20 protein-coding genes and 1 pseudogene are annotated in these 25,522 nt (G+C 60.5%); 16 read left to right on the top strand and 5 right to left on the bottom strand.

Annotated elements, in window-relative coordinates; all coding sequences use genetic code 11:
• The first annotated feature begins 82 nt into the window (after nt 1-82).
• The 6 genes from C0Z19_RS13785 (at nt 83) to C0Z19_RS13810 (ending at nt 6,056) form a co-directional block, all read left to right on the top strand.
• A complete protein-coding gene (locus tag C0Z19_RS13785) occupies nt 83-1,828 on the top strand; it encodes a peptidoglycan D,D-transpeptidase FtsI family protein (RefSeq protein ID WP_102610393.1) in 1,746 nt (581 codons plus the stop codon).
• Between the two features lie 196 nt (nt 1,829-2,024).
• Entirely contained in the window at nt 2,025-2,228 is a 204-nt protein-coding gene (locus tag C0Z19_RS13790; RefSeq protein WP_102610394.1) for a hypothetical protein, read from the top strand.
• A 160-nt stretch (nt 2,229-2,388) separates the two neighbouring features.
• Nucleotides 2,389-3,477, top strand: a complete 1,089-nt coding sequence (gene pdhA, locus C0Z19_RS13795; RefSeq protein WP_102610395.1) for a pyruvate dehydrogenase (acetyl-transferring) E1 component subunit alpha — start codon at nt 2,389-2,391, stop codon at nt 3,475-3,477.
• Nucleotides 3,470-4,453, top strand: coding sequence for an alpha-ketoacid dehydrogenase subunit beta (locus tag C0Z19_RS13800; RefSeq protein ID WP_102610396.1), 984 nt, complete (start codon nt 3,470-3,472; stop codon nt 4,451-4,453). Before pdhA ends, C0Z19_RS13800 begins: the two co-directional genes overlap by 8 nt.
• Nucleotides 4,450-5,574: a dihydrolipoamide acetyltransferase family protein gene (locus C0Z19_RS13805; RefSeq protein WP_102610397.1), complete on the top strand. Its 1,125-nt coding sequence runs from the start codon at nt 4,450-4,452 to the stop codon at nt 5,572-5,574. Before C0Z19_RS13800 ends, C0Z19_RS13805 begins: the two co-directional genes overlap by 4 nt.
• A 326-nt stretch (nt 5,575-5,900) precedes the next feature.
• On the top strand, nt 5,901-6,056 hold the full coding sequence (locus C0Z19_RS13810; RefSeq protein ID WP_102610398.1) for a DUF3309 family protein: 156 nt from the start codon (nt 5,901-5,903) through the stop codon (nt 6,054-6,056).
• A 16-nt stretch (nt 6,057-6,072) separates the two neighbouring features.
• On the opposite strand, the gene C0Z19_RS13815 is transcribed toward C0Z19_RS13810, so the two are convergent.
• Nucleotides 6,073-6,360: a hypothetical protein gene (locus C0Z19_RS13815; protein WP_102610399.1), complete on the bottom strand. Its 288-nt coding sequence runs from the start codon at nt 6,358-6,360 to the stop codon at nt 6,073-6,075.
• Nucleotides 6,361-6,545: 185 nt separating this feature from the next.
• Entirely contained in the window at nt 6,546-7,847 is a 1,302-nt protein-coding gene (locus C0Z19_RS13820; RefSeq protein WP_102610400.1) for a UDP-N-acetylglucosamine 1-carboxyvinyltransferase, read from the bottom strand.
• A gap of 425 nt (nt 7,848-8,272) precedes the next feature.
• Here C0Z19_RS13820 and C0Z19_RS13830 point away from each other — a divergent pair, with 425 nt between their 5' ends.
• Nucleotides 8,273-8,884, top strand: coding sequence for an IMPACT family protein (locus C0Z19_RS13830; protein WP_102610402.1), 612 nt, complete (start codon nt 8,273-8,275; stop codon nt 8,882-8,884).
• A gap of 816 nt (nt 8,885-9,700) precedes the next feature.
• Here the strand turns inward: C0Z19_RS13830 and C0Z19_RS13835 are convergent.
• From C0Z19_RS13835 to C0Z19_RS13845, 3 genes are all read right to left on the bottom strand, one after another.
• Complete coding sequence (locus C0Z19_RS13835) at nt 9,701-10,924, bottom strand: diguanylate cyclase domain-containing protein (RefSeq protein WP_158242975.1); 1,224 nt, start codon at nt 10,922-10,924, stop codon at nt 9,701-9,703.
• A gap of 86 nt (nt 10,925-11,010) precedes the next feature.
• Nucleotides 11,011-12,186, bottom strand: a complete 1,176-nt coding sequence (locus C0Z19_RS13840; protein WP_102610404.1) for a GGDEF domain-containing protein — start codon at nt 12,184-12,186, stop codon at nt 11,011-11,013.
• 172 nt (nt 12,187-12,358) lie between these two features.
• Nucleotides 12,359-12,847, bottom strand: a complete 489-nt coding sequence (locus C0Z19_RS13845) for an Lrp/AsnC family transcriptional regulator (protein ID WP_102610405.1) — start codon at nt 12,845-12,847, stop codon at nt 12,359-12,361.
• A 163-nt stretch (nt 12,848-13,010) separates the two neighbouring features.
• On the opposite strand from C0Z19_RS13845, the gene glmS reads away from it, so the two are divergent.
• The 9 genes and pseudogenes from glmS (at nt 13,011) to C0Z19_RS13890 (ending at nt 25,517) form a co-directional block, all read left to right on the top strand.
• Nucleotides 13,011-14,840 carry a glutamine--fructose-6-phosphate transaminase (isomerizing) gene (gene glmS, locus C0Z19_RS13850; protein ID WP_102610406.1) on the top strand — a complete coding sequence of 610 codons (1,830 nt, stop codon included), beginning with the start codon at nt 13,011-13,013 and terminating at the stop codon, nt 14,838-14,840.
• A 607-nt stretch (nt 14,841-15,447) separates the two neighbouring features.
• Nucleotides 15,448-18,000: a type VI secretion system Vgr family protein gene (locus C0Z19_RS13860; protein ID WP_102610408.1), complete on the top strand. Its 2,553-nt coding sequence runs from the start codon at nt 15,448-15,450 to the stop codon at nt 17,998-18,000.
• Nucleotides 18,001-18,007: 7 nt separating this feature from the next.
• A complete protein-coding gene (locus tag C0Z19_RS13865; protein ID WP_102610409.1) occupies nt 18,008-18,811 on the top strand; it encodes a DUF4123 domain-containing protein in 804 nt (267 codons plus the stop codon).
• 36 nt (nt 18,812-18,847) lie between these two features.
• Nucleotides 18,848-19,639 carry a T6SS effector BTH_I2691 family protein gene (locus C0Z19_RS28695; RefSeq protein ID WP_233196127.1) on the top strand — a complete coding sequence of 264 codons (792 nt, stop codon included), beginning with the start codon at nt 18,848-18,850 and terminating at the stop codon, nt 19,637-19,639.
• Complete coding sequence (locus tag C0Z19_RS13870; RefSeq protein WP_233196128.1) at nt 19,567-21,411, top strand: T6SS effector BTH_I2691 family protein; 1,845 nt, start codon at nt 19,567-19,569, stop codon at nt 21,409-21,411. Before C0Z19_RS28695 ends, C0Z19_RS13870 begins: the two co-directional genes overlap by 73 nt.
• A 12-nt stretch (nt 21,412-21,423) precedes the next feature.
• Nucleotides 21,424-22,392: a DUF6708 domain-containing protein gene (locus C0Z19_RS13875; protein WP_102610410.1), complete on the top strand. Its 969-nt coding sequence runs from the start codon at nt 21,424-21,426 to the stop codon at nt 22,390-22,392.
• Nucleotides 22,389-22,604: pseudogene (locus tag C0Z19_RS13880) on the top strand (PAAR domain-containing protein); the annotation flags it as partial. The gene C0Z19_RS13875 and the pseudogene C0Z19_RS13880, both read left to right, overlap by 4 nt.
• Nucleotides 22,605-22,682: 78 nt before the next feature.
• Entirely contained in the window at nt 22,683-22,916 is a 234-nt protein-coding gene (locus C0Z19_RS13885) for a hypothetical protein (RefSeq protein ID WP_233196129.1), read from the top strand.
• A gap of 36 nt (nt 22,917-22,952) precedes the next feature.
• Complete coding sequence (locus C0Z19_RS13890) at nt 22,953-25,517, top strand: T6SS effector BTH_I2691 family protein (protein ID WP_102610413.1); 2,565 nt, start codon at nt 22,953-22,955, stop codon at nt 25,515-25,517.
• Nucleotides 25,518-25,522 lie beyond the last annotated feature (5 nt).

Below are 25,522 nucleotides of genomic sequence, written 5' to 3' on the forward strand. Positions count from 1 at the left end.
GAAACCTACATTACGTTTTCATTACAATGTAGGCCCCGCGCCCCTCAGCGCCCCGACCAAGCTCATAACGCCCCGCCCCTCGATGACCGCATCGCAAAACAAACGGCCCGCATCCCGTTCTTCATTGCCGGGCGTCACGTCGCCCGTGCTCGCACCGCGATGGCACGCCAAACGTTCGACGCTCCTCATGTTCGGCATATCGCTCGCCTTTGCCGGTCTCGTGGCTCGCGCGGGTTGGGTTCAGATCGTCGAACACGAGTTTCATGTCGCGCAAGGCGAAAAGCGACACCGGCAGATGCTCGAACTGGCGGCAACGCGCGGCGCGATCGTCGATCGACACGGCGCATTGCTTGCCGTCAGCCTCGTCACATACGAAATCTGGGCCGAGCTCAAGCGCTTCGATCGCACGGCAGTCGATTCGCTGGCGCAGGCGTTGGCGCTTTCGCCGAAGGCGTTGCAGGAGCGCTTGGACGCGGGGCCCGGCAACGTGTTGCTCAAGCGTCACGTGGACGCGCAAACGGCAAGCCGCATCGCGCAATTGAACATCGCAGGCGTCACGCGTGTCGCTTCATCGAAGCGCTTCTATCCGGAGGGCGAATCGGCTGCCCATGTCGTCGGTTTGACCGATATCGATGACGTCGGCCAAGAAGGCATCGAACTTGCCGCCAACGCCCTGCTCGCGGGCGCGCCAGGCGAGCGCGAAGTCATCCGCGACCGGCTCGGCCGCGTCGTGTCCGACCTGCGTCCGCTCGTGCCTGCACGTCATGGCCAAACCGTTCGGCTCACAATCGATCGGCGCATCCAACAGCTTGCCTTTGCTCAGCTCAAAGCCGCGCTCGAACGCCATCGCGCGCAGGCAGGCAGCGTCGTCGTTCTGGATGCCGGCACGGGCGAAATTCTCGCGCTCGCCAACGCACCATCGTTCGATCCCAATGCGCGCGCGGTGATGTCCGCTCAGGCGATGCGCAACCGCGCGTTGGTCGATACGTTCGAACCCGGTTCGACGATCAAGCCCCTCGCGATCGCGACCGCGCTCGACACCGGACTCGTTCGCCCCGATACCTTGATCGACACGGAACGCGGCCGCTATCGGCTCGGTAAGCACACCATCCATGACACGTCCGACCACGGCACGGTCAGCGTTGCACAAGCATTGGCCACGTCGAGCAATATCGCCCTCGCGAAAATCGCCATGACGCTGCCGCCCGAAACGCTATGGGCTTCTTATCGCCAATACGGCATCGGACTCGCGCCGCGGCTGCCGTTCCCGGGCGTCGCGGCGGGCACATTCAGGCCCTGGCAGAAATGGCGCCCCGTCGAGCAGGCGACGATGGGCTACGGCTATGGGTTGTCCGCCTCGCTGCTGCAGATGGCGCAAGCCTATACGGCGCTGGCCGGAGACGGCACGCTCAGGCCAGCCTCGCTGATTGCCGACGACGAGAATACGGCGGGTGCGAACGTGGCCAATGCCGGCGCGCGCGTCACGACGGAGGACACGGCGGCCACGCTGCGGACGATGCTCGAAGCGGCAACACTGCAAGGCGGCACGGGCCGCAGGGCGCAAATCGACGGCTATCGCATCGGCGGCAAGACCGGCACTGCCTGGAAACATGCGGGAACAGGCTATGCACGCAACAAGTACCGCTCGCTGTTCGTCGGCATCGCGCCGATCGATGCGCCGAAACTGGTCGTCGCCGTCATGATCGATGAACCCTCGGGCAGTTACTACGGCGGCGCCGTTGCCGGGCCGGTGTTTTCCGCGGTCGCGGCCGGATCGTTGCAGTTGCTCGGCGTGCCACCCAGCATGCCCGCGGCGCCCGATGCGTAAACCTTGCTCCCTCGCGTCGACCTTCGAAGAAGCGCTCGCCATTTGCGTTGCGCCGCCTAGAATCGATTGAGCGCCTGGTGTGCGCGTTCGCGCATTCCTCGGCTGAAAGTCCGCTGCCAACGTATTTTTTCAAACATGCTGCGCGGTGCGCGCCATCGCATAGACGCATGCGCGGCCCGATCAGGAGGATGCTGCTATGAGCGACAAAACCAACGGCGATGTCAGCGCATTCGTGCAAACGGCCGAGCACCAGGGCGGCTATGTGTGGGTGCTCACGCTCGTCGATTTCGCTGCACGCGATGTCAAACGCTCGCTTGTATCGGAAGAGACCTATGCGACGAGCGCCGCCGCACGCGACGCAGGCCTCGACCGCTTGCAAGGGATGGCGGGCGACGCCTGAGCACAGAGGGCACATGCCGCGCGGCAAGGGCCGCCTGCCGCCGCGTGGCGCAAAGCCCGTACGGCGATGCCGGCCCCTTGTTTTCAGTCGCAAACGTACTAACGTTTGAAGAAGAAGAAAGGTAGCGCCGCGCGCGAGGCGCTCATCAAGGATATCGATCATGACGACGGTCGCCAGATTTCAAATCGAGTACACACAATTTCTCGATGTCGACGGCATACCGACGCAATCGCTTCCCGATTTCGCCAAAGATCCCAAGGCACTCGTGGCGTTCTATCGCGCCATGACGCTCACGCGCGCCTTCGACGGCAAGGCTGTTGCGCTGCAACGCACGGGGAAACTCGGCACCTTCGCGTCGTCCGTCGGGCAAGAGGCGGTCGGCGTGGGGCTCGCGTCGGCGATGCGGCCCGAAGACGCACTGTTCCCGTCGTACCGCGACCATGCCGCGCAATTGCTGCGCGGCGTCACGATGACGGAAAGCCTGCTCTACTGGGGCGGTGACGAGCGTGGCAGTTGCTTCGCCGCCGCGCCGCACGACTTTCCCAATTGCGTGCCGATCGGCACGCAGGTCAGTCATGCCGCCGGCGCGGCGCTCGCGTTTCGCTTGCGCGGCGAAGCTCGCGCGGCCGTCACGATCGTGGGCGACGGCGGCACGTCGAAGGGCGACTTCTACGAAGCGATGAATATGGCCGGCGTCTGGCAAGCGCCGCTCGTCATCGTCATCAACGACAACCAGTGGGCCATCTCGGTGCCGAGGGAGCAGCAGAGCGCTGCGCCGACGCTCGCGCAAAAGGCGATCGCGGCCGGCATCGAAGGCAGACAGGTCGACGGCAACGATGTCATCGCCGTGCATGAGGCGGCACGAGCGGCATTGGCGAAGGCGAGGTCCGGCGGCGGCCCGACGCTGATCGAGGCGTTGACCTATCGCCTCGGCGATCACACGACAGCGGACGACGCCACGCGCTACCGCGACCCGGAACTCGTCGCCAGAATGTGGCAAGCCGAACCGATCGGTCGATTGCGCAAATACCTGGTCTCGCTCGACGCCTGGGACAAATCGCGTGAGGAAGCACTTATTCAGGAGTGCCAACGATCGGTCGAAGCGGCGGTGCAAGACTATCTTGCCGTCGCCCCACCCGACGTGTCCGCCATGTTCGACCACCTGTATGCGTCGATGCCGTCGGCCTTGAACGAACAACTTGCGACGGCGCAACGATTTGCAGAGCAAATGGAGAACGGACGTGCCTGACATCGCGCTGGTCGAAGCCGTCAATCTCGCGCTCGCTCATGAGCTCGAGCATGATCCGTCCGTCGTCCTGCTTGGCGAAGACATCGGCGCGAACGGCGGCGTGTTTCGCGCGACGGTCGGGCTGCAAGCACGCTTCGGCTCGCAGCGCGTGCTCGACACGCCTTTGGCCGAAGGCGGGATTGCCGGCGCAGCGATCGGCATGGCCGCAATGGGACTCCATCCCGTTGCGGAGATCCAATTCACGGGCTTCATCTATCCGATCATCGATCAGGTGCTCAACCATGCGGCGCGCCTGCGCCACCGCACGCGCGGCCGCCTTGCGTGCCCGCTCGTGATTCGCTCGCCTTGCGGCGCAGGCATTCACGCGCCCGAGCATCACTCGGAAAGTCCCGAAGCGCTGTTCGCGCACATTCCGGGGCTGCGCGTCGTGATGCCCTCCTCGCCGGCACGCGCATACGGGCTGTTGTTGGCGGCGATCCGAGATCCCGATCCGGTGATATTTCTAGAGCCGACGCGGCTATACCGTTTATTCAAGCAAAGTGTGGAAGACAACGGCGACGCGCTGCCGCTCGACGCATGCTTCACGTTGCGCGAAGGCTCCGACGTCACGCTCGTCTCGTGGGGTGCGATGCTCCAGGAAGTGCTTAGGAGTGCCGATCAATTGGCCGAAGAAGGCGTCTCGGCCGAGGTGATCGACGTGGCAACATTGAAACCGCTCGACCTTGACACGATTTTGGCGTCCGTCGCCAAGACGGGCCGCTGCGTCATCGTGCATGAAGCGCCGCGAACATGCGGCCTTGGCGCGGAGATCGCAGCCGCCGTCGCCGAGCGCGGACTTTATTCGTTACTTGCGCCGATCGAGCGCGTGACCGGTTACGACGTCGTCGTCCCGCTGTTCAGGCTAGAGACGCAGTACATGCCGAGCGTCGCGCGCATCGTCAGCGCCGTGAAAAAAACGCTCGAGGCATCGACATGAATATTTTCAAGCTGCCCGATCTCGGAGAAGGTCTGCAGGAGGCGGAAATCGCCGAATGGCATGTGAAAGCCGGCGACGAGGTGAAAGCCGATCAACCGCTCGTTTCCGTCGAAACGGCGAAGGCGATCGTCGATATCCCTTCGCCGCAATCAGGACGCATCGCAAAGCTCTACGGCAACAAGGGCGACATCGTGCATCTCGGTGCGGCGCTCGTCGGCTTCGAAGGCGAAGGCGGCGCGGCCGATACGGGCACGGTCGTCGGCCGCATGGAAACGAGCGAACGCGTCATGCGTGAGCCGGCGCCGTTCACGGCCGCGCCGGGCGGCGGCCTCAGCGTAGGGACGACCGCGGTCAAGGCGACGCCCGCCGTGCGAGCCTTGGCTCGCAAGCTCGATATCGATCTCACGATGGTGATGTCGACCGGCCCCGACGGTGTCGTCACCTCCAGCGATGTCGAGCGCACCGCCAAGCTATTGACGGAACTCGGGCCGCCAGAGGCACTGCGCGGCGTGCGGCGCGCGATGGCGCTGAACATGGCGCAGGCGCAAAGCGAGGTGGCGGCGGCCACGGTCATCGACGATGCCGACATCGACGCGTGGGAGCCCGGCGCCGACGTGACCATACGCTTGATTCGCGCGCTCGTTGCCGGGTGTCGTGCGCAACCGGGGCTCAACGCGTGGTTCGATGGACGCAGCGCGAGACGACGCGTCCTGGCAAAGATCGACGTCGGCATCGCCGTCGATTTGCCCGATGGGCTATTCGTGCCCGTGCTGAGAGACGTTGCCCATCGCGATGCAGCCGATCTGCGCGCGGGACTGGATCGAATGCGCGCCGACGTGCGCGCCCGCAAGATTCCGCCCGAAGAGATGCGCGGCAATTCGATCACGCTGTCGAACTTCGGCATGATCGCGGGGAAATACGCGGCGCCGATCGTGGTGCCGCCTACCGTGGCGATTCTCGGCGCAGGCCGCGTGCATGATGCGGTGGTGGCGCATGAAGGCAAGGCCGTCGTCCATGCCATTCTGCCGCTCAGCCTGACGTTCGATCATCGCGTCGTAACGGGCGGAGAGGCGGCAAGATTCCTGGGAGCGGTGATACAGGATTTGCAAGCGGCCGAATAATGCTTCGCGTCGACGAAAAGCGATCGCATCCACGGTCGTCGCGGCTTTTGCTGAGGCCATTCATTCAGTGCGCGCTCCACGTTCGTCGCTTCACTCGCGGCCGCGGCTGCTGCACTGCGATCGGCGGACGAGGCGAATAGGTCGTCACGGCGATAAAGGTTTGTAATGGCGATGAATTCGGGGCTATATCGGCATCGTGCGAAAACGAGGAAAACGTACGCCAGCCGGTGCGTCGACGCGAATCCGACCCGTCCGGCATACAAGTTGCGCTCCAGATCCCAAGCGGCTCGCGCCGCCCGTTTTCAACCACTTCAAGGGAGCGCGCTATGTTAGGCATGATCCTGTTAGTCGTCCTCATACTGCTTTTGATCGGCGCATTTCCCGCCTGGCCGTACAGCCGAGGCTGGGGATACGCGCCGACAGGTACGCTCGGGCTCATCGTCGTCATCGTGGTGATTCTCGTCGTGTTAGGACGTATCTAGTCGCGGCAGTGGGAGCTCAATCGATTATTTCCCATTGCACCGAAGCTGCGCCGCTCGCGAGGCCAAGCGTGCTGAACGACGGCGCCACCGCATTCACGTCGAACGGTTCCTTCCAGCGCACCAGGTACCGCGATTCGCTCAATCCATCGCGTTCGATGACCTTGTCGCCGCGCGGCTCGACGGCACAGCCGATGCGCGCCAACTCGTGCGCGAGCCGTTGCGCGCAATCGGAGGCGCGGGGATAGCACAGCGTCACCCATGCTGCCTTGCGCCGCTCGAGCTTGTGCTCGCAATCGTCGGCCAATCGAGCGCGAGCGGCATTGTCTCCATAGTGGGTTCGACATCGGCAGCGCCGATGTCGTTATTTGGCTTTGGACCTTCGGCGAGCAAACAAAGCGCAAGCCTGGCATGATCGGTGGCCCAGCGAACGCGCGCTTCGCCGTGCCGGCCCCGATACGGCCAATTTCGGATTGCGGCCGCTTCAATGCGTCAATTGCCTTCCGTCCATTCCACGTTCGCGCCGACCGAGCGCAGGTTCTCGACGAAGCGTGGATGAGCACGCCGTATCGGCAACGCATTCGTGATGACCGAGCGTCCCTCGATGCTGGACGCCACCATCAGCAATGCAATCGCGACGCGAATGATGTAAGGGCTTTCAACCTTCGCCGGGCTCAACGAAATGCCACCGAACGTGATGAGCCGATGCGGGTCCGACAGGAACACGTGCGCACCGAACTTCGACAGCTCGACCGACCATCCCATCGCGCCGTCATAAACCTTGTTCCAGAACATCGCGCTGCCTTCGGCGCGAACGCCAAGCGCGATAAAAATCGGCAGAAGATCGACTGGCAGATACGGCCAAGGCGCCGCCTCGATCTTCGTCAGAATGTTCGGAGTGAACGGGCGACGCACGCGCAACGGACCGTCACGCATTGCACGCGACCAGCCGTCCCGGTGAACGAGATCGATCCCGAACTTCGCGAACGTGCGATCGATCAGCGGAAACTGCTCGGGTGCGCTGTTCTTGACGACGATGTCCCCGCCGGTGATCGCACCGAGCGCGAGGAACGTCGCGATTTCATGGAAGTCCTCGCTGAAGCGAAACTCGCCGCCGCCGAGGCGATGGCCGCCTTCGATGATCAAACGCGAGGTGCCGATGCCTTCGATCGGCACGCCGAGCATCGCGATGAAGCGGCAAAACTCCTGGACGTGCGGCTCCGAAGCTGCGTTGACGAGCGTGGACGTGCCCGATGCGCAAGCCGCGCACAGAACGAAATTCTCCGTGGTCGTGACCGATGCGTAATCGAGCCAGTGGTCATTGGCCGCCATGCGCGTTTGCGCGCGCACGATCAGAGAATCGGGCGAACGTTCGACCGTCGCGCCGAAGCGCTCGAATACCTCGACGTGCGGGTCGATTTCGCGCACGCCGAGCGTGCAGCCCTTCACGTCGTTTTCGAGCCGTGCGACGCCGAAACGGGCCAGCAGCGGTGGCACGAGCATGATCGACGAGCGCATTTCCTCGGGCAGGCGATGCTTGACCGGATCGAACGCAGTGGCGTGGTGATGCAAATCGAGCACGCCCGTTGAAAAATCCATCGACACGTCGCTGCCGAGCGCGCGGAAAATGTCGAGAACCTTGTTGACGTCGGTGATATCGGGCACGCCGACGAGCCGAAGCGGCTTATCGGTCAGCAACGTCGCGCAAAGGATCGGTAAAACGGCGTTCTTATTGGCGGACGGGGTGATCTCTCCGCGGAGCGGGAGGCCGCCATGGACGATCAGATCGGACATATTCGGGGCAAAACAGATGAAAGGGAGATGAGGCTGAGCAACGGGAGGCGCATATCATGCCATCGTCCGGCCTGACTTGGACGACAAACTCGTCGAAGAAATCCGCAATTGCCAATTTCTTTTTCGGCGACCGATAATCGCGGGCCGCGACCGCCCTTTCTTCAGATTGATGGATGAGCGGCCGCCTTCGCTGTCTCTGCCGTCGAAGGAGGCGCGGCTGCTCGCTTTCGGCGATGCGTTCGAACAAGCGACCGAGCGCCGCCGCGACCCGCGTTTCATCGCATCCAGCTCGGTGCCGCAAACGCGAACTTGGGGGCCAGATGCTTTTGCATCAAGGACTTAAGACGGCTATGAGCATGTTATTCACAGCTTTGCCAACATAAACTGGGGATAAGTCAGCCCCCTTCCCTCGGAATGACTTCGCCTTGCCCACTTTCACGCTCGCCGCTCCCGTCTCGGCCGAACTCGAGATTCGTAAAAGCCGTTTCATCGGTCATGCGATTCCGGTCGCCGACCGCGACGCGGCCATGCTCGAGCTACGCCGTCTGGGTGAAGCACACCCCGGTGCGCCCCATGTCTGCTGGGCGTTGCTGGCCGGTGGGCAATCGGGCATGTCCGACGACGGCGAACCGTCGGGCACGGCAGGCCGCCCCATTCTGGAAGTGTTGCGCCATCACGATCTCGACGGCGTGTTGGCGGCAGTCGTGCGCTATTACGGCGGAGTGAAGCTCGGTGCCGGCGGCCTCGTGCGCGCTTACACGGATGCAATCGCAACGGCGCTGCAACAGGCCCAGCGGATCGAGCGGATCGCCCAAGCCCGTTTGGCCGTCGAAATCGGCTACCCCGATGAAGCGCGCGTGCGACGGTGGATGGAGCAGGAAAACGTCGAACTGGTGGATAGCCGCTATAGCTTGACGGTTCAGCTCGTTCTACAGATGCCCGCAACCGCGTGTGACGCTGCGCGCGACGCCCTGCGGGATTTGACCCAAGGACGCGCGGGCTTTCCCGACATCAAAGACGACGACCGCAACCGATAACCGGCATCCAGGCAGCCGATTGCCTTGACGCTGAAGCCGCCGTTCCTGCATGACGCCGTCGACTCCGCGCGGGCGGTGGCAGCCCCTGCGGCCTCTACCAGAACCGATCCCCCGAATTGGGCATGAAAACGCACTCCTTTCATCCAATTGCTTCGAGGGGGGCGGGACTACACTGCTTTACATGGAGCAAGACATCAACTCCATCCACGTAGCCCTCGCGATGCAACGTGGCGCCAAGCGGTTGTAAGCAGTAGCTGGACGGCAGTTGAAGCGACTCACGCAGCAATCAGGGTTATCGCTGGTATGGCTCAACACCGGGGTTCGAGCACAGCGTTGTGGCAGAGAGCAGCACCTTGAAGTATTTGGTCCCGAGCAGCACGCAGCACTTAGCAGTACGCTTCACCGGCAGTACGCATCACCGGCAGTACGCTTCACCAGCAGTACGCTTCACCAGCAGTACGCTTCACCAGCAGTACGCTTCACCGGCAGTACGCATCACCGGCAGTACGCATCACCGGCAGTACGCTTCACAAGCAGCACGCTTCACAAGCAGCACGCTTCACAAGCAGCACGCTTCACAAGCAGCATGCTTCACCGGCAGCAACGAGTACCTGATGGGCAGTACCGCAGTTTGCAGCACAGCAGTATCAGTCGCACCTCACCTCGGATTAGCAGTACCTGGCAGTTGCAGTCCCCCTGGAAGTAGAAGCACCCTGGCAGTAGATGCACCTCACCTCGAAGTTGCGGTAGACGGGCCCTGCCTCTTCCCTGGGTAGGGCCCACAGCTTTTCTGCCCCCGCTTCGCCGCCCCGCGTTCTATCTCTTGCTCGCCGAGACGTTGTACTCGCTGTCGTTCGCCGTGACGGACGCGAAGCGAAACGCCGACGCCCTTTCGCTCTTGGCCGCATACATTGCGGCATCCGCCGCATCGATGAGCTGCCGGACGTTCTTCACGCGATCGGGATACGTTGCGATTCCGATGCTGAGTCCGATCTGGAACCGCCCGCCAAATTCCGCTTCAGACAGTGCGTGAACCTGCGCGATAAGCCGGCGCGCCAGTTGCCGCAAATCCTCATCGTCGCCGTAATCGCTGAGTAGAACGACAAACTCGTCGCCGCCGACGCGGCCCAACAAATCCTCGCGCCGAACGACCGCAGACAACCACTTCGCCAAGCGCCGCAAGAACGCGTCGCCCGCGCTATGCCCCAGGACGTCATTCACGCTTTTAAAACCATCGATGTCCAAAAACAGCAGCGCAACCTTACACGCGCCGCCATCGAGCCGAGACGCCGCCGCATCGATTTCCGCGAGCAGTCTTCTACGATTCGGCAATCCCGTTAAGGGGTCGCATCCGGCCTCGCGATCCATCGCCTCGGAATAGGCACTGATATTCGCAAATGCCCGTTGCTGAACGACGAGTGCATAAGCCAACAACCCCCCGACAAAGACCGCAAATATCCCCAAAGCGCTCGCGCCGAACACCACGCGGGTGCGAATGTCGGCGGCAGCCGTTCGACGACGCGCGTCCCAAATCCCCCGCAACGTATCGAACTCCATCCGCAGCTTCTCCATATCGCGTTTGCCCTCGTCCGTATTGACAAGCGCAATTGCTTCGCGCCAATCGCCGCCGCGAGTCAAGTCGATCGTTCGAGCCAACTCGGCGAGCTTGCGATCGCGGACAGGCGCAATGCGCTGCAATACGGCCTGCGAAGCCGCGTCCCCTGCGAGCAGCCGGTCCAACTGACGCGCAGCGTCCTCGACATCGCGGACGCCGCGATCGTATGGCCGTAAGTAAGCGGTGGATCCGGTCAGCAGGTAACCGCGTTGCCCCGTCTCGGCGTCTTGCAGATCGTCGAGCACATGGTTCGTGATGCCCAGTATCGTGAACGCCTGCTCTTCGGTCGCGCCGGCTTGGACGATGATGCGCGCCTCCCAGACGAAGGCCGCAGCCGCGAGCAGCAACCCGGTGAGAAGCAAGGCGTATAGAGCGACGAACCGGTTGCGATCATGGCGCGCCGATCGGAAGAGCCGCGCGGGCAAGGTTTTCTCCGGACAAATGAGCATCTGCTCTGATGGATTCAATATAGTCGAGCGTCGTCGCGACGGCACCGTTCCAAGCGGACGGATCAGCCCGGCTGCGCGACGCGTTCGTCGGGTTCGTCATCGGGCGAAGCCACTGCCACGCAATCGCGGCCGAGCGCTTTCGCCGTATAAAGGGCCGCGTCTGCCCGCGCCATGACCGCGGCGAGCGTATCACCCGCACCGAATTCGTCCACGCCCGCGCTGAACGTGAACGGCGTTTGAGCGCACGGTGCAGCAGCGACAGCTGCACGCAAACCGTTCGTCAGTTGCAACGCTTCGCCTTCGTGCGTGGCGGGAAACAGGACCGCGAACTCTTCTCCACCAAGGCGCCCGAACAAATCGCCGGCACGCACCGACCGCAACATCGTGGTTCCAAAATGCGCCAACGCACGGTCGCCGGCCGCGTGACCGTACTGGTCGTTGACGTTTTTGAAGTTGTCGATATCGAGTATTGCGAGAGCAAGCGGTGTTCCCTTGACACGCGCGGCAGCGATCATCGCCTCGGCACGCTCGACGAACGCGCGCCGCATGAGGGCGCCGGTCAGTTCATCGACGGTAGCGAGCCGCTCCAAGCGTTCGGCCAATCGATCGTGGGCGAGCATGACCATAGCGATCGACAAGAACGGAAAGCTAAGGATGCCAAGACCCAGGAAGGCGACGTTCAGCGGCGAGGGATCGAGAAACGCCGCCTGATGATCGAAGCCGAAACCGTAAGTGACCGATCTCGCCACGTGGACCAGCGCCCCGACGAACGCGGCGATCGCAAGGAAATAGTAGTTGTACTTCGGACGCTGTCGCGGCCGATACCGGAGCGCTGTCCATCCGATGGCCACGCGCACATAAGCGAAGTAAGCGGAGGTCAGAGCCACGCGCGCATCGAGATTCGGTTCAACATAGGTCAGAACGATCACCGCGAGGAAGATGGCGACGACGGCGACGCACTCGACTCTGGATACGGCGCGCCTTCCGAAGAACTCACGCGTGCCTTGCGCAATAAGCAGGCCACCCAACAGGAACAATGTATGGGCGGCGAAGGTGCCCACCTGTGGCGGCAGAGATTTATCCGCCCACGCGAATACGATCCCGATCGCAGCGAGGCCGTAGGCCGCGCACCAGCGAGGCACACCGCGCACGTCAGCGCGCAGCAACGAGGCGAGCACCGACGCGCTCATCACGCAAGACATGATCGCGATGCCAAGAAGCGCAACGGTGCTGGGCATGATTGGGAAGATTGCTGGGATAAACAATGGCACGGCGAGGCCATCCCATGCGGACGCATGGCCAGCTTCCCCGTATGCGCCATATCGTATCGCACTCCGGCACGACTCTTAACAAGTGTTGCGTAGCAGCACACGCAGGGCGCAGATTGCGGCTGATTCGCACTACGCCGGGTTACCCCGGGCGAACGATTGTTCCAATGGGCGGCCCGGATTCGAACTTCGCCCGGCGCATCGAAAAGAACGTCCGGACATTTCGAACGTTTGACGCTTGGGTAAACAGACGCCGCGCGAATTCGTCATAGGAACGCATGTCCGGCAATTCGGCAATGACGATGAAATCGGGCCCCGGAGAGACGCGATAACACTGCGTCACGGCGGGTTCGGTGCAGACATAGCGTTCGAAGTCGTCGTAATCCTCAGCCGCCTGGCGGTCCAGGCTGACCTCGATGACGGCGGTCACCATCGATGCCAGCTTCGAAAGATCGAGTACGGCAATCTCTCGTTCAATGAGACCCGCCTCTTTGAGTTTTCGCACGCGACGCAAACAAGTGGGCGCCGACGCGTGGACTCTTTGAGCCAGATCAAGGTTCGAGATCGAAGAATCTGCTTGCAGGACTGCCGCAATCCGCAAGTCGAGAACGTCCAGTTCCAGCGCCGGCATTCCGGTCTCCTTCACGCATCGTTAGTGAAATTTAATTTCATGTCGAATGATACTTCACTTTCAATTTCATACTCAATCTGTTTTTGAAACAAAATTTCATTAATGCGCCATTACGATCGCTTCCATTGACTCGGATGCGGGTCGCCCAACGGAGAGGCGAAAGATGTGTGGAATTGTCGGCGCGGTCGCTCAACGGAATGTATTGCCCACTCTGGTCGACGGGTTGAAGCGGCTCGAGTATCGCGGTTACGACTCGTGCGGCGTCGTCGCCTATCAGGATCGCAAGCTCGTGCGCGTTCGCAGTGTCGCGCGCGTTGCCGCATTGCACGCAGACGTTGCGGCTTCGGGATTGTCGGGCTACACGGGCATTGCACATACGCGGTGGGCTACCCACGGCGCACCGATCACGACGAACGCGCATCCGCACTTCTCGCCGAGCGACGATAAGGCGCGCATCGCGCTGTCGCACAACGGCATCATCGAGAACTGCGACGCGCTGAGGGCGGAGCTGGAACAACAGGGGTATGCATTCGCGAGTCAAACCGACAGCGAAACGATCGTTCATTTGATCGACCATCTTTACGACGGCGATTTATTCGAAGCCGTCAAGGCCGCCGTCGTCCGGCTGCGCGGCAGCTATGCGATCGCCGTCATGTGTCGGGACGAGCCCCATCGTATCGTCGGCGCGCGTGAGGGAATGCCGCTCGTCGTCGGGCTGGGCGATGGGGAGAACTTCCTTGCTTCGGATGCGATTGCGTTATCGAACGAAACCGATCGAATCGTTTATCTGGAAGATGGCGACGTCGTCGATATTCAACTGCATCGGTTTTGGATCGTCGATGCGCAGGGCAAGCGGGTCGAGCGCGCCGTCCATACCGTCGCCGCGCATAGCGGCGCAGCCGACTTGGGCGGCTATCGCTATTACATGCAGAAGGAAATTTTCGAGCAGCCGCGCGCGGTGGCCGATACGCTGCTCGACGTGACGTCGATCATGCCGGAACTTTTCGGCGACAACGCATGGCGCGTGTTCAACGGCGTCGACTCTGTCTTGCTGCTCGCTTGCGGCGGCAGCTATCACGCGGCGCTGACGGCGAAGTATTGGATCGAGAGCTTGGCAGGACTGCCCGCCAACGTCGAGATCGCAAGCGAATACCGCTACCGCGATAGCGTGGCCAATCCCAAGACGCTTGTCGTCGCCGTGTCGCAAAGTGGAGAAACGGCTGATGTATTGGGCGCGCTGCAAGTGGCGAAGCGACTCGGCATGACGAATACGCTTTCGATCTGCAACGTGCCGACGAGCGCATTGGTGCGCGAATGCGCTTTGAACTTCATGACCCGGGCCGGCATCGAGATCGGGGTTGCGTCGACGAAAGCGTTCACGACGCAGCTCGTCGCGCTGTTTCTTTTGACGCTTGCGCTGGCGCAGATTCGCGGACGGCTGAGCGATGAGGAGGAGCGGCGGCATCTGCATGCGTTACGGCATTTGCCCGATGCGATGGGCAAAGTGCTTGCGCTCGAGCCGCAAATCATGGCGTGGTCGGAAACGCTGACGCGCAAGGAAAACATCTTGTTCCTTGGGCGGGGAATGCATTTTCCGATTGCGCTTGAAGGCGCGTTGAAGATGAAGGAGATTTCGTATATCCATGCTGAGGCGTATGCCGCCGGGGAACTCAAGCATGGGCCGCTCGCGCTGGTGAGCGATGAAATGCCGGTTGTTGCCGTTGCGCCTAATGATCGGTTACTCGAAAAGCTGCGCTCGAATATGCATGAGGTGAGTGCGCGTAATGGCCGGTTGTTCGTGTTTGCGGATGTCGATTGCGGACTTTCGCCGAGCCCCGGTGTCAGCGCGATTCGGCTCAACGAGTACTACGGACCGCTGTCGCCGATCCTGCATACGCTGCCGATGCAATTGCTCGCCTTTCACGCAGCGCTCGCGAGAGGGACCGATATCGATAAGCCAAGGAATCTGGCGAAATCGGTGACGGTGGAGTGAGGGGTGCGGGGACACATGGTTCGAGCGCGGCGATACCAAGCCGGGCCTTCATAGGTTGCCGAACTCCGCGAGCTTCCAACGCACATGCTTGCTCATGATTTCGCACCCATAGGCGTTCCTATCTCGTCAACTGCCGTAAAGACGCTGGTATATCCACTCTCCACTTCGCGGCATTGTTCATAGGTGGCATCTCGCACAGGAGAGCCTAAGTGGTCAAGCGTTTCCGATTCCCGTCGTTCGTCGAGCGTACGTGCATGATCGGTGTTCGACGCCTGTGCAACTGGCGCTGCGAATTATCGAGGCATGTGAAGCCCGCGACAAGCGTTAGCCGATTGCAAGGGACACGGTTCGAGTTCATGCGTCAAAGCAATTTCGAGGCGACATCGCATCAAGGCTTCGTCTGAATTTCGATCTATTTCGCAGTAAAAAATGCCTCAATTAGCGCGACAACAAAACTGGAAACGCTTTCATTCGGCATAAATTTCCGGCTCGGCAACCGGCTAATTCAGAATTATTTGTAAATCGGCTAACCCATTGTAATCGCGTAGATTTTTAATTTATGATTCCCCTCCTTTAATACGCCCACGCAGTCGGAGAGGTAATCAATATGGGTAGGTCGGCTCATTCGCTCGCACTCGAAACCGGAATCGAGCAGGCTAACCGCGCACTGATACTGCAGACGCCCTTGGGCGCCCAGGCGCTCTTACCTCAGAGAGTCGTGGGCGAGTCTCGCATCGGGCGAGACTTCGAATTCACGGTGGATGTGGTGTCGCGCGAGCGCGCCATCGAGTTGAAAAAGCTGATGGCGCAGCCCGTCACGCTGTGGGTTCGGCAGCGAGACAACGCCTATCTGCCCTATCACGGGTTCGTTTTCGCGACGCGACGCCTCGGTTCCGAGGGTGGCTTCACTTACTATCAGCTGTCATTCTCGTCGTGGATGAGATTTTTGCGGCATCGGAAGGATGCGCGAATCTTCCAAGACGTGACGGCCGCCGACATCCTGACCCAGGTATTCGACGGCCATTCGCTCGCGAGAGGCCAGTATCGGTTCGATGTCGCGGACCGTGGCGCCAAGCGTTCCTACTGCACGCAGTACGAAACCGACGCTAACTTCGTCCATCGGTTGATGGAGTCCGAAGGCTGGTTCACTTACATCGTACAGGCCGACGACGGCAAATCCCATACGGTCGTCGTGACCGACGACATCTATCGGTGCAAGCCACTCGACTCGCAGGACGTCACGTTTTACCGCGGCGATCGGGGTGAAGGCGTCGACGCGCTCGTGGAGTGGGGCAGCGAGCGTATCGTCGAGAGCGTTGGATACGCGATGCGCACGCCGGACTATAAGCGCCCGGCCTGGCCTAAGGAGCGTGGCGGCGTTTCAGGGGCAAGCCACGGCGATAGACCGGATGAACTTCAAGTCTATGAGTACGCGGGCCCTTACAGCTTCTCTCCGACCGAGGAACGCGAGGACCGGGGCGAACGCGCCGTCCGATTTCGCATCGAGGAACTCGACTCGCGAACCAAGCGGTTCTTTGGCGTAGGTAGCGTGCCGTGCATGGACGCCGGGCGATGGTTCCACCTCGCGAACCATCCCGAGCATGACTCCGATACGTCGCAAGACCAAGAGTTCGCGACCATCGCGGTGCGGTGGTACGTCCAGAATAATCTGCCGCTGGGCAACACTCGCCCATTTCCCCATAGCTTGCAGCGGCAGATGACGCGTGTGAGGGCCGAATATAAGGACCTACAGGCAGTGTTCACGTCGAGGGACCCCAGCGGCAACGAAAGCTTCTGTTTGGTGGAAATCGAGGCACAACGGCGACGCGTTCCCTATCGCAGCCCCTTCGAGCACAAGAAGCCCGTTATGCACATGCAGACGGCGACGGTCGTCGGCCCAGCAAACGAGGAAATATTCACCGACGAGTTGAATCGCGTGAAGGTTCAGATGCATTGGGACCGGTTGGGCAACAACGACCAGTCATCGTCGTGCTGGATGCGCGTGGTATCGCCGAATGCGGGAGGCGCCTTTGGGGGCGTATTCGTGCCGCGGATAGGCCACGAAGTCGCAATCGACTACGTCGATGGTGATTGCGACCGTCCGGTCGTGACAGGTGTGCTGTTCAATGGAAGCAATACGCCTCACTGGCATACGAACGGCCTGCTATCCGGTTTCAAGTCGAAGGAGTACGGTGGGGGAGGTTCTAACCAACTGGTTTTTGACGACGCCACGGCCCAGAATCGCGCCCGCCTATACAGCTCAACGGCGAGTTCATACCTCGACATCGGCTACCTCATTGACCACACGGACAATACGCGCGGGAGCTACCTCGGCACGGGGTTTCACTTAAAGACGGACTCGTGGGGCGCGCTGCGCGCCGGGCAAGGGCTTTACGTTTCGACATACGCGCGGGGCGGCACGTCGAGCCAACCGCTCGACGTCAAGGAGGCGACGCAGCACCTTGTTGACTCCGGCGGCGTCATTCAGCGGCGCTCGCTCGCAGCGGTCGACGGGAAAGCGGAAGGTCTCGACATAGCGCAAAGCGCTATCAAAGACTTCGCGTCTGCCACGCAAAGCAAGGTCCAAGGTAGCCAAAGCGGCGGCCGCACGGCAGGCGGCGGCGGTGGCAGCGCTAACGGCTTCACGCAACCCATCATGTTGTTGGCCAGCCCCGCAGGCATGGGCTTGTCGACCCAGCAGTCGCTGCATGCCGCTGCCACCGAGCACATCAACCTCGTGAGCGGTTCGAGCACCTATGTTTCGACGGCGAAATCATGGATTGCGAGCGTTGGCGAGAAGCTCAGCTTCTTCGTGCAGAACGCAGGAATCAAGTTGATCGCGGGCAAGGGAAAGGTTGAGTTGCAGGCGCAGTCGGACAATATCGAAATCACCGCCGATAAGACCGTCAAGGTCGTTTCCACAGCCGACGCCGTGGACGTGATGGCGCAAAAGGAGATTACGCTCAGAGCCGGCGGCGCAACCATCCGGCTCGCGGGCGGAAACATCTACGTGCATGCGCCAGGGACAGTCGAGGTCAAGGGCGCGCAGCATGTCTTCGACGGACCGGCTAGCGAAAATGCTTCGGCACAACTTGCACCGGCCAAGTCGTGCGCGCAGCAGATGGGCGCTGCTGCGCAGTCCGGCGCTGCACTCGTATAGGCATCCAATGATTCACTACGTCGTCGTTGAACCCCTCAATGGGAAGCTGGAGCTTCCTGATGTGCCGCCCGTTTATGCTGTCGGCGAACTGGTGCCTGAGGAGCGGGCAGAATTAGCTGGTAATGCACCGGTGCTCTATTGTGCTGAGCATCCGAACGAACAGATGCCTGCGTTGCGCGAGCGTGCAGAGCATGCATGTGCGTCGGGAGCACCGCCTGTTATCTGCGCCATCCTCGAGTGCGACAAGGCAACACATCGATTGCACAGCCATCTTTCAGCACGCCTCGCGCTGCCAAAGCCAGAGGGAGAAGCGGCGATTTTTCGCTACTACGACCCGCGTGTTTTCGCGCACCTGCGATGGATACTGAAACGCGAGCAGTTAGGCGCCCTGATGGGACCGGTCGCACGCTGGACCTATCTGGACCGTCAGGCGGGATGGGTGACGGTAGAAGGCGCGAAGGTCCCGAGCGACGATTTCGCGCTCACTAACGCGCAGTACAGGCAGGTCGTCCGCATTGAGGTTATCGAGCGGGCGCTCGAGACGCTTCGCGGCAATGGCGCGGCAATCAAGCCCGATATGCCGTCGCTGCTTGACGCCCAATTGGCGAAGGGCGAGACATACGGCCTCGTCGGTGCGGACCTTTTGGCTTTCGCTCTTCACGGGACCGTCGTCTCCCCTTACTTCGACCGTCACCCGCGCGTGCGGGCCGTACTGCAGGAACCCGAAAAGCACCCCTACGCGGAAACCGTTGCGAGTTGGACGCAGCCCGACTGGGAGGCCATTGCGCGCGAGAGCATCCAGTACCAGTGACCGCTGCGCCGTCTCAAATGTGAACCGAAAAAAAAAATGGCATACGACTTCGACTTCTCGAGTATCAGTCAACTGACGACATCGGCATTGCAGGCGCCGACGCGTGAGTCCGGCAGTTGCAACATGTGCAAGAAGAAGGGGCTTCCCATCTTGCCGGTCCGGTATTCCGCATTCGCCGACACAAAGGCGCACAGCGCATCCGGCGCAGTGAGGCTCATGGGCGGCAAGTTTGGCGACGGCATAACGAGTATTGCGCTCAAGAAGGCGAAGTACACATTGCGCACACTGCGTTACGGTTACGTTTATGTGTTCTATCCGAAGACAGGACGATGGCAGGCGTATGCAGTGACGGACGAAGGGAATTTGTACGAATTCCCGCCGGATATGAACATCGACCGTAATCTCGAGCAGCCGTTTCACTGTAAGCAAGCAGGGCACGCGCAGCTCGCACAGTGCATCACTATCGAAGATGCCCAAAAGTCCGGCGTTGTGTACATCGCCTTCAGCGACGAGCGGTGGACGAAGAAGGTGCGCGACACGTATGCGACCAACTTCATGGGTTGCCGCGACAAGCGGATGCAAAAATTCGACGCGGCGGGTTGGTTTAACGGCAGCACGCAGCAGCCTCATGCGGAGAGCGTGACGCACGTCGCAGACCTGCTGAATGAATACAAGGGAAGTGCGCCAGACGCTTTATCGACTGCTTGTTTCACGTATCACAACCGTGCGGGCAAGGACCAGACCTTAAGAAAGCGATGGACTCTATCACGCCCGAGAAAGGGCTTGTCTTTGCATTGTGGGACCCGGCCGGCATCACGCAAGAGCTGAACTTCGAGCAACGGGCCGCATGTGGCGCCGCGCTCGAGCCCTATGGGCACGGCATCTGGGCCGCGAGCGCAATCGACGCGTTGCAGAAATCCATCATCGCCTCAGCCAACGAAGACGTGGAAAGCGGCTCCCGTCTGATGGAGGCCAATACCTACGAGGGACTGGGGACCACCGCTCTATTCGACGGGGGTAAGCTTCTCGAAAAGCAGCTCAAGAGTATCGAGGAGATGAAGAAGGCGAGCCTCGTAACTGCCGGCCCCGAAGCGTGGAAGCCATATACATGGCACTATCGACCGAAGGCTATTATCGATTTCCAACACCAGATGGCTGGTGCGTTGAAGCAAGAGCAAACGAATACGCTTGTCCCCCTATCGCAGGACCATCAGGCATGGCTAACCAGTTCAGCGCTACTGAATGTCTTTCAGTTCGACTATGAGGCTGGAGATTGTCGCGGCGCAGTCGGCTACACGGACTTGCTGGCTCGTTGCATTGAGGGCGCGGCAGACCGCAAGGAGACGGTTGACGTGCTCATAAAGTGGGCAGAGGGCGAAGTCACCGACGCGCGCAATCCGCTGCTTCGAGCTTTCGTACTGAACGACCCTGTGCTGGGAGAAAAAGTTAAGGAAGCAGCGAGCTATCCGTACAAGGAGCTTCGAGAAACCGTGGCAAAGCTCATTGAGTCGTATAGCAACGTGGCGTACGTTACTAAACACGCTGACCACGGGCTCGCCGCCGCCCTTTCGGGCTCGTTCGCACGCCTGCTGCACGAGGCAGGCGGGCCAATTGTCGAGGTAGTGACCAAGAATGTGGATGCAGTCGCTGCTAAGGTAATTTACGCGGCAATGTGTGCGCGAACCGGAAAGGTTTTTGAGTGCAAGCCGGTGTACGGGTCGCCTACTCAATGGGTCAGCTATATCGCCCGCCAAATGCAGGTGATGCTGCCTGGCCGGCAGCAAGCGGATGTTCAAGACTTGCAAAAGGCACTTCAAGAAAAAGCCGCGCCCGCCGGCGAAAAGGATTGGGAGGTCAAGGCGAAGCAGTTCGTTCCGGTCGAGACCCTCCCGGACGAAGCTGCCGCCATGGCCGGTATGAAGCCAGGCCCGGGCGTCTCGGTGAAGATGATGGCCGCGACGTTGACGCCGGAGGTCGTCGAGAAGATTTACATGCCGAAGTTTCGGTTATTCGCCCGAGGGGAGCCGGCCTATGCCGGCATCGGCGCAATTTTCAACGCTATCAATTTGCGTTTCGCTCGCGAGGAACTGAAGAAGTCCAATCACTTCAACTCGACCGAGAACACCATCAAGTTCGACAATGCTGCCGCCGGCTTGGTCGCTAGCGTCTCGCAGTACGGACATCATACGATAGAATCAATCGAGAAGTCCGGAGCAAAAATCGGAGAGGGCTGGCTCAAGCTCGGCAGAGGTATGGAAATTGTGGGAAAGTTCGGCGGAGCGGTAGTGGGGCTAATTTCCGCCGCTATCGACGGCTATCACGCATGGGACGAGCTCCAGCATGGAAATTACTTGGTCGCAACCCTCTACACATTGTCCGGGTTCCTCGGCGTCGCGTTGGTATGGGCTGCGTTCAGCAGCCCCGTACTCGCGCTACCGCTTCTTGTCATCGCCGCGATACTTGGTGTGGTGATTAACTACTTCAAGGGACGAGAAATCAATGATTGGCTGGAACAATGCTACTTCGGGATAAAGGAAGCGAAGGAGCGGTTCCAGTCGCTGGCGGAGGACCAAAAGGCGCTTGTGTCTGTCATTTCGTAACCAGGAGCAAGCATGACTTCTATTGGAAGCTGGCGTCGTATGAAGCGGTCCCCGACAGACGCAGAGGTATCGGCACGCCTACAGCAGAAGAAGCCGTGCGCAGAGAGGGCGACGAGCCGTGGCACCGTCTTTGCGGCAACCGATACCTACCTGGAGGTTTGCGACGGGCTCTACCGCGAGAAAGGCTGGGGGGTGCTTGCATTTTTTACAGCGGGAATCGGAGCCTTATGTTTGACGGCCATGACTGCTTGGATGGCCACCCACGTTCCCGCCGCGATACGGCAAAAGGGGCAGACGGGCCTGGTACACTGGACCTTTGGACTGTTCACGCTCGTGGGAATCGGCGTTTTTATATTGCCGCTCCGTTCTCTTTTGAAGGACTGCTTCAACTACACGCGCAAGCCGATTCGCTTCAATAGAGTGGACCGCAAGATTTATGCATTTCGTCACAACGGACCTGGTGGCGTTGTTTCCGTGCCGTGGGACGACGCGTTCCTCTACGTGGAACGGCAACCCAAAGCGGGTTTGACGTCAACTGCGGCTCGCATGATTCACTGTCTGGTCCTTGATGAGCAGGGACAAGTATCTGACAGCTTCCGCATTGGCAAACGAGTGGTGCTTGCGTATTCGGAAGAAGGCGAACTTGGCAGACGGGTCATGTCCGAACTTTATGAGGACTTCGAGTACTACCGGCGATTCATGGAGGACGGCCCCGGTTCTGTCCCGCCGGTCGCCGAGTATCTATCCACAAAGGTTTCCTTTCGGAACTCGTTGAAACTGCAGTTCGATGGCATGTCGGATATGTTTCGCTCAGGAAACTTGTTTCTTCTGTTTGTGGGCATCATCGCCGCAATACCGACGTTTCTTCTCGCGGTCGCATATCATGTCGCACAGTTGACCTGCCATGAGCCCGTATGGCCTGACGACATTGAGCGCGCTTGCATGCCATCTCCGGAGCAGACGGAGGGAGTCGCATCATGAGCCGCAGATTCATTCGCAAGGGAGACAAAACTGACCTTGATGGCGTCGTCACCGACGGTATCGGAAATTCGTCGTTGCAAGGGCAGCCTTTGGCCTATCTCGGCGCTTCCGTGCAATGCCCCGCGTGCGGGACGGAGGGCGTCATTGTCGGCGATGGTGCCCCCCGTTCGATGACGGTCATGGGCAAGCAAGTGGCGCTCGAGAACGACCTGTAGCAGGTCGCCCGCATTGAGGTTATCGAGCGGGCGCTCGAGACGCTTCGCGGCAATGGCACGGCAATCAAGCCCGATATGCCGTCGCTGCTTGACGCCCAATTGGCGAAGGGCGAGACATACGGCCTCGTCGGTGCGGACCTTTTGGCTTTCGCTCTTCACGGGACCGTCGTCTCCCCTTACTTCGACCGTCATCCGCGCGTGCGGGCCGTACTGCAGGAACCCGAAAAGCACCCCTACGCGGAAACCGTTGCGCGTTGGACCCAGCCCGACTGGGAGGCCATTGCGCGCGAAAGCATCCAGTACCAGTGACCGCTGCGCCGTCTCAAATGTGAACCGAACAAAAAAATGGCATACGACTTCGACTTCTCGAGTATCAGTCAACTGACGACATCGGCATTGCAGGCGCCGACGCGTGAGTCCGGCAGCTGCAACATGTGCAAGAAGAAGGGGCTTCCCATCTTGCCGGTCCGGTATTCCGCATTCGCCGACACAAAGGCGCACAGCGCATCCGGCGCAGTGAGGCTCATGGGCGGCAAGTTTGGCGACGGCGTAACGAGTATTGCGCTCAAGAAGGCGAAGTACACATTGCGCACACTGCGTTACGGTTACGTTTATGTGTTCTATCCGAAGACAGGACGATGGCAGGCGTATGCAGTGACGGACGAAGGGAATTTGTACGAATTCCCGCCGGATATGAACATCGACCGTAATCTCGAGCAGCCGTTTCACTGTAAGCAAGCAGGGCACGCGCAGCTCGCACAGTGCATCACTATCGAAGATGCCCAAAAGGCCGGCGTTGTGTACATCGCCTTCAGCGACGAGCGGTGGACGAAGAAGGTGCGCGACACGTATGCAACCAACTTCATGGGGTGCCGCGACAAGCGGATGCAAAAAATCGATGCGGCGGGGTGGTTCAACGGTAGCACGCAGCAGCCTCATGCCGAAAGCGTCACGCACGTCGCAGACCTGCTGAGCGAATACAAAGGTAGCCCGCCGGATGCGTTGGCGAGTGCGTGCTTCCCGTATCACAATCGCGCAGGACAAGCTCCAGCGCTGAAGAAGGCGATGGATTCCATCACGCCCAACAAGGGGCTCGTCTTCGCGCTGTGGGACCCGGTCGGCATCACGCAGGAGCTAAATTTCGAGCAGCGACTGGCATTCGGGGCGACGCTCGAGCCGTACGAGCACGGTATCTGGGCCACGAGCGCCATCGACGCGCTGCACGAAGCTGTTATTGCGTCGGCGAAGGAAGACGTCGAAAGTGGCGCCCGGTTGATGGAGGCTAACACGTACCAGGGTCTGGGCGTCACTGCGATATTCGACGGCGGCAAGCTGCTCGAAAAGCAGCTCAAGAGCATCGAGGCAATGAAGAAAGCGGAGCTTGTCAGCGCGGGCCCCGAAGCGTGGAAGCCCTACGCGACGCACTATCGGCAGCAGGCCATCGTCGATTTTAAGCAGCGCATGGCCGAGACGTTGAAGCAAGAGCAGACGAGTACGCTTGTCCCACTATCCCAGGACCATCAGGCCTGGCTGACGAGCCCTGCGTTGCTGAACGTCTTTCAATTCGACCACGAACAGGGCAATTGTCGCAGCGGCGTCAACTACACGAACAGGTTCACGGGTTGCATCGAAGGCGCGGCGGACCGCAAGGAAACGGTCGACGCGCTCGTCAAATGGGCGAAGGGCGATGTAACGGATACCCGTAATCCGCTGCTGCGCGCACTTGTGCTGAACCATCCCGTCCTGGCCGAAAAGGTCAAGGAAGCGTCGAGCTATCCGTACCTCGAACTTCGAGAATTTGTAGCCAAGCTCATTGAGTCCTACAGCAAGATTGAGGACGTCGAGAAACGTGCGGACCCGAGCCTCTCACGCGCCCTCGCCGGCTCGGTCGCTCATCTTCTGCAACAGGCGGGCGGTCCGATTGTTGAAGCAGTGAGTTCGGGCGTAGACGCAGCGGCCGCCAAGATAATCTGCGCGGCGATGTGCATGCGGACGAAAAAGCTGTTCGAGTTCAAAGCGCTATGGGGCTCGCCGAATCAATGGGTCGCCTACATCGCGCGGCAGATGCAGGAGATGATGCCGGGACGGCAGAAAATCGATGTGCAGGATTTGCAAACGAAGCTGCGCGAGAAGGCGGCGCCTGCGGGCGACAAGGATTGGGAGGTGAAGGTCAAGCAGTTCGTGCCGGTTCAAAGCGAGGCGGACGAGGCAGCGGCCCTGTCCAGCGTCAAGGGGACGCGGAGCCTGTCGCCGCAGCAGGCCGCATCGATGCTGACGCCCGATGTCGTTGAAAATATCTACATGCCCAAGTTTCGGCTGATGGCCAGAGGCGAACCGGCATTTGCGGGAATCGGGGCGATTTTTAATGCTATCAACCTGCGGTTTGCGCGGGAAGAACTGAGGAAGTCGAACCGATTCAACTCGACAGAGAATGGCATCAAGTTCGACAATGCAATTGGTGGACTTGTGGCGAGTGTCGCGCAGTATGGTGGGTCTGCGCTCGAGCAGTTGGAGAAAGGCGGCGTCGAGCTGTCGGAACGTCTAGCCAAGTTCGGTCGCTTCCTCAGAATTGTTGGAAGGTTCGGCGGAGCCGTGGTCGGGTTCGTATCAGCGGCCATCGACATCTACCACGCCGTCGACGAAGCCAAACATGGGAACGCCGTAATGGTTTCGCTATACCTGACTTCAGCGGTTGTAGGCGCCGTGCTGACTGTTGCAGCATTCGTCGGCTCTATCTTGACGCTACCGCTACTGGTTTTGGCGGCCATCATCGGGGTGCTAATCAACTATTTCAAGGGGCGTGAGGCTCACGATTGGCTGGAGCAATGCTTTTTTGGTATCAAGCCAAACGACGAGAGATTCGAACGCCTGGACGAAGACCGCAAGGCGTTTTTGGCAATCTTCTCTTGACTGGA

Source organism: Trinickia soli, from assembly GCF_002879855.1.
Classification (GTDB): Bacteria; Pseudomonadota; Gammaproteobacteria; order Burkholderiales; family Burkholderiaceae; genus Trinickia; species Trinickia soli.

Coding starts and splice junctions, on each gene's coding strand:
- C0Z19_RS13865 (WP_102610409.1), top strand. CDS start 18,008: ATGATTCACTACGTCGTCGTTGAACCCCTCAATGGGAAGCTGGAGCTT.
- pdhA (WP_102610395.1), top strand. CDS start 2,389: ATGACGACGGTCGCCAGATTTCAAATCGAGTACACACAATTTCTCGAT.
- glmS (WP_102610406.1), top strand. CDS start 13,011: ATGTGTGGAATTGTCGGCGCGGTCGCTCAACGGAATGTATTGCCCACT.
- C0Z19_RS13845 (WP_102610405.1), bottom strand. CDS start 12,847: ATGCCGGCGCTGGAACTGGACGTTCTCGACTTGCGGATTGCGGCAGTC.
- C0Z19_RS13810 (WP_102610398.1), top strand. CDS start 5,901: ATGTTAGGCATGATCCTGTTAGTCGTCCTCATACTGCTTTTGATCGGC.
- C0Z19_RS13820 (WP_102610400.1), bottom strand. CDS start 7,847: ATGTCCGATCTGATCGTCCATGGCGGCCTCCCGCTCCGCGGAGAGATC.
- C0Z19_RS13790 (WP_102610394.1), top strand. CDS start 2,025: ATGAGCGACAAAACCAACGGCGATGTCAGCGCATTCGTGCAAACGGCC.
- C0Z19_RS13875 (WP_102610410.1), top strand. CDS start 21,424: ATGACTTCTATTGGAAGCTGGCGTCGTATGAAGCGGTCCCCGACAGAC.
- C0Z19_RS13890 (WP_102610413.1), top strand. CDS start 22,953: ATGGCATACGACTTCGACTTCTCGAGTATCAGTCAACTGACGACATCG.
- C0Z19_RS13860 (WP_102610408.1), top strand. CDS start 15,448: ATGGGTAGGTCGGCTCATTCGCTCGCACTCGAAACCGGAATCGAGCAG.
- C0Z19_RS13840 (WP_102610404.1), bottom strand. CDS start 12,186: ATGCCCAGCACCGTTGCGCTTCTTGGCATCGCGATCATGTCTTGCGTG.
- C0Z19_RS13885 (WP_233196129.1), top strand. CDS start 22,683: ATGCCGTCGCTGCTTGACGCCCAATTGGCGAAGGGCGAGACATACGGC.
- C0Z19_RS13870 (WP_233196128.1), top strand. CDS start 19,567: ATGGACTCTATCACGCCCGAGAAAGGGCTTGTCTTTGCATTGTGGGAC.
- C0Z19_RS28695 (WP_233196127.1), top strand. CDS start 18,848: ATGGCATACGACTTCGACTTCTCGAGTATCAGTCAACTGACGACATCG.
- C0Z19_RS13785 (WP_102610393.1), top strand. CDS start 83: ATGACCGCATCGCAAAACAAACGGCCCGCATCCCGTTCTTCATTGCCG.
- C0Z19_RS13805 (WP_102610397.1), top strand. CDS start 4,450: ATGAATATTTTCAAGCTGCCCGATCTCGGAGAAGGTCTGCAGGAGGCG.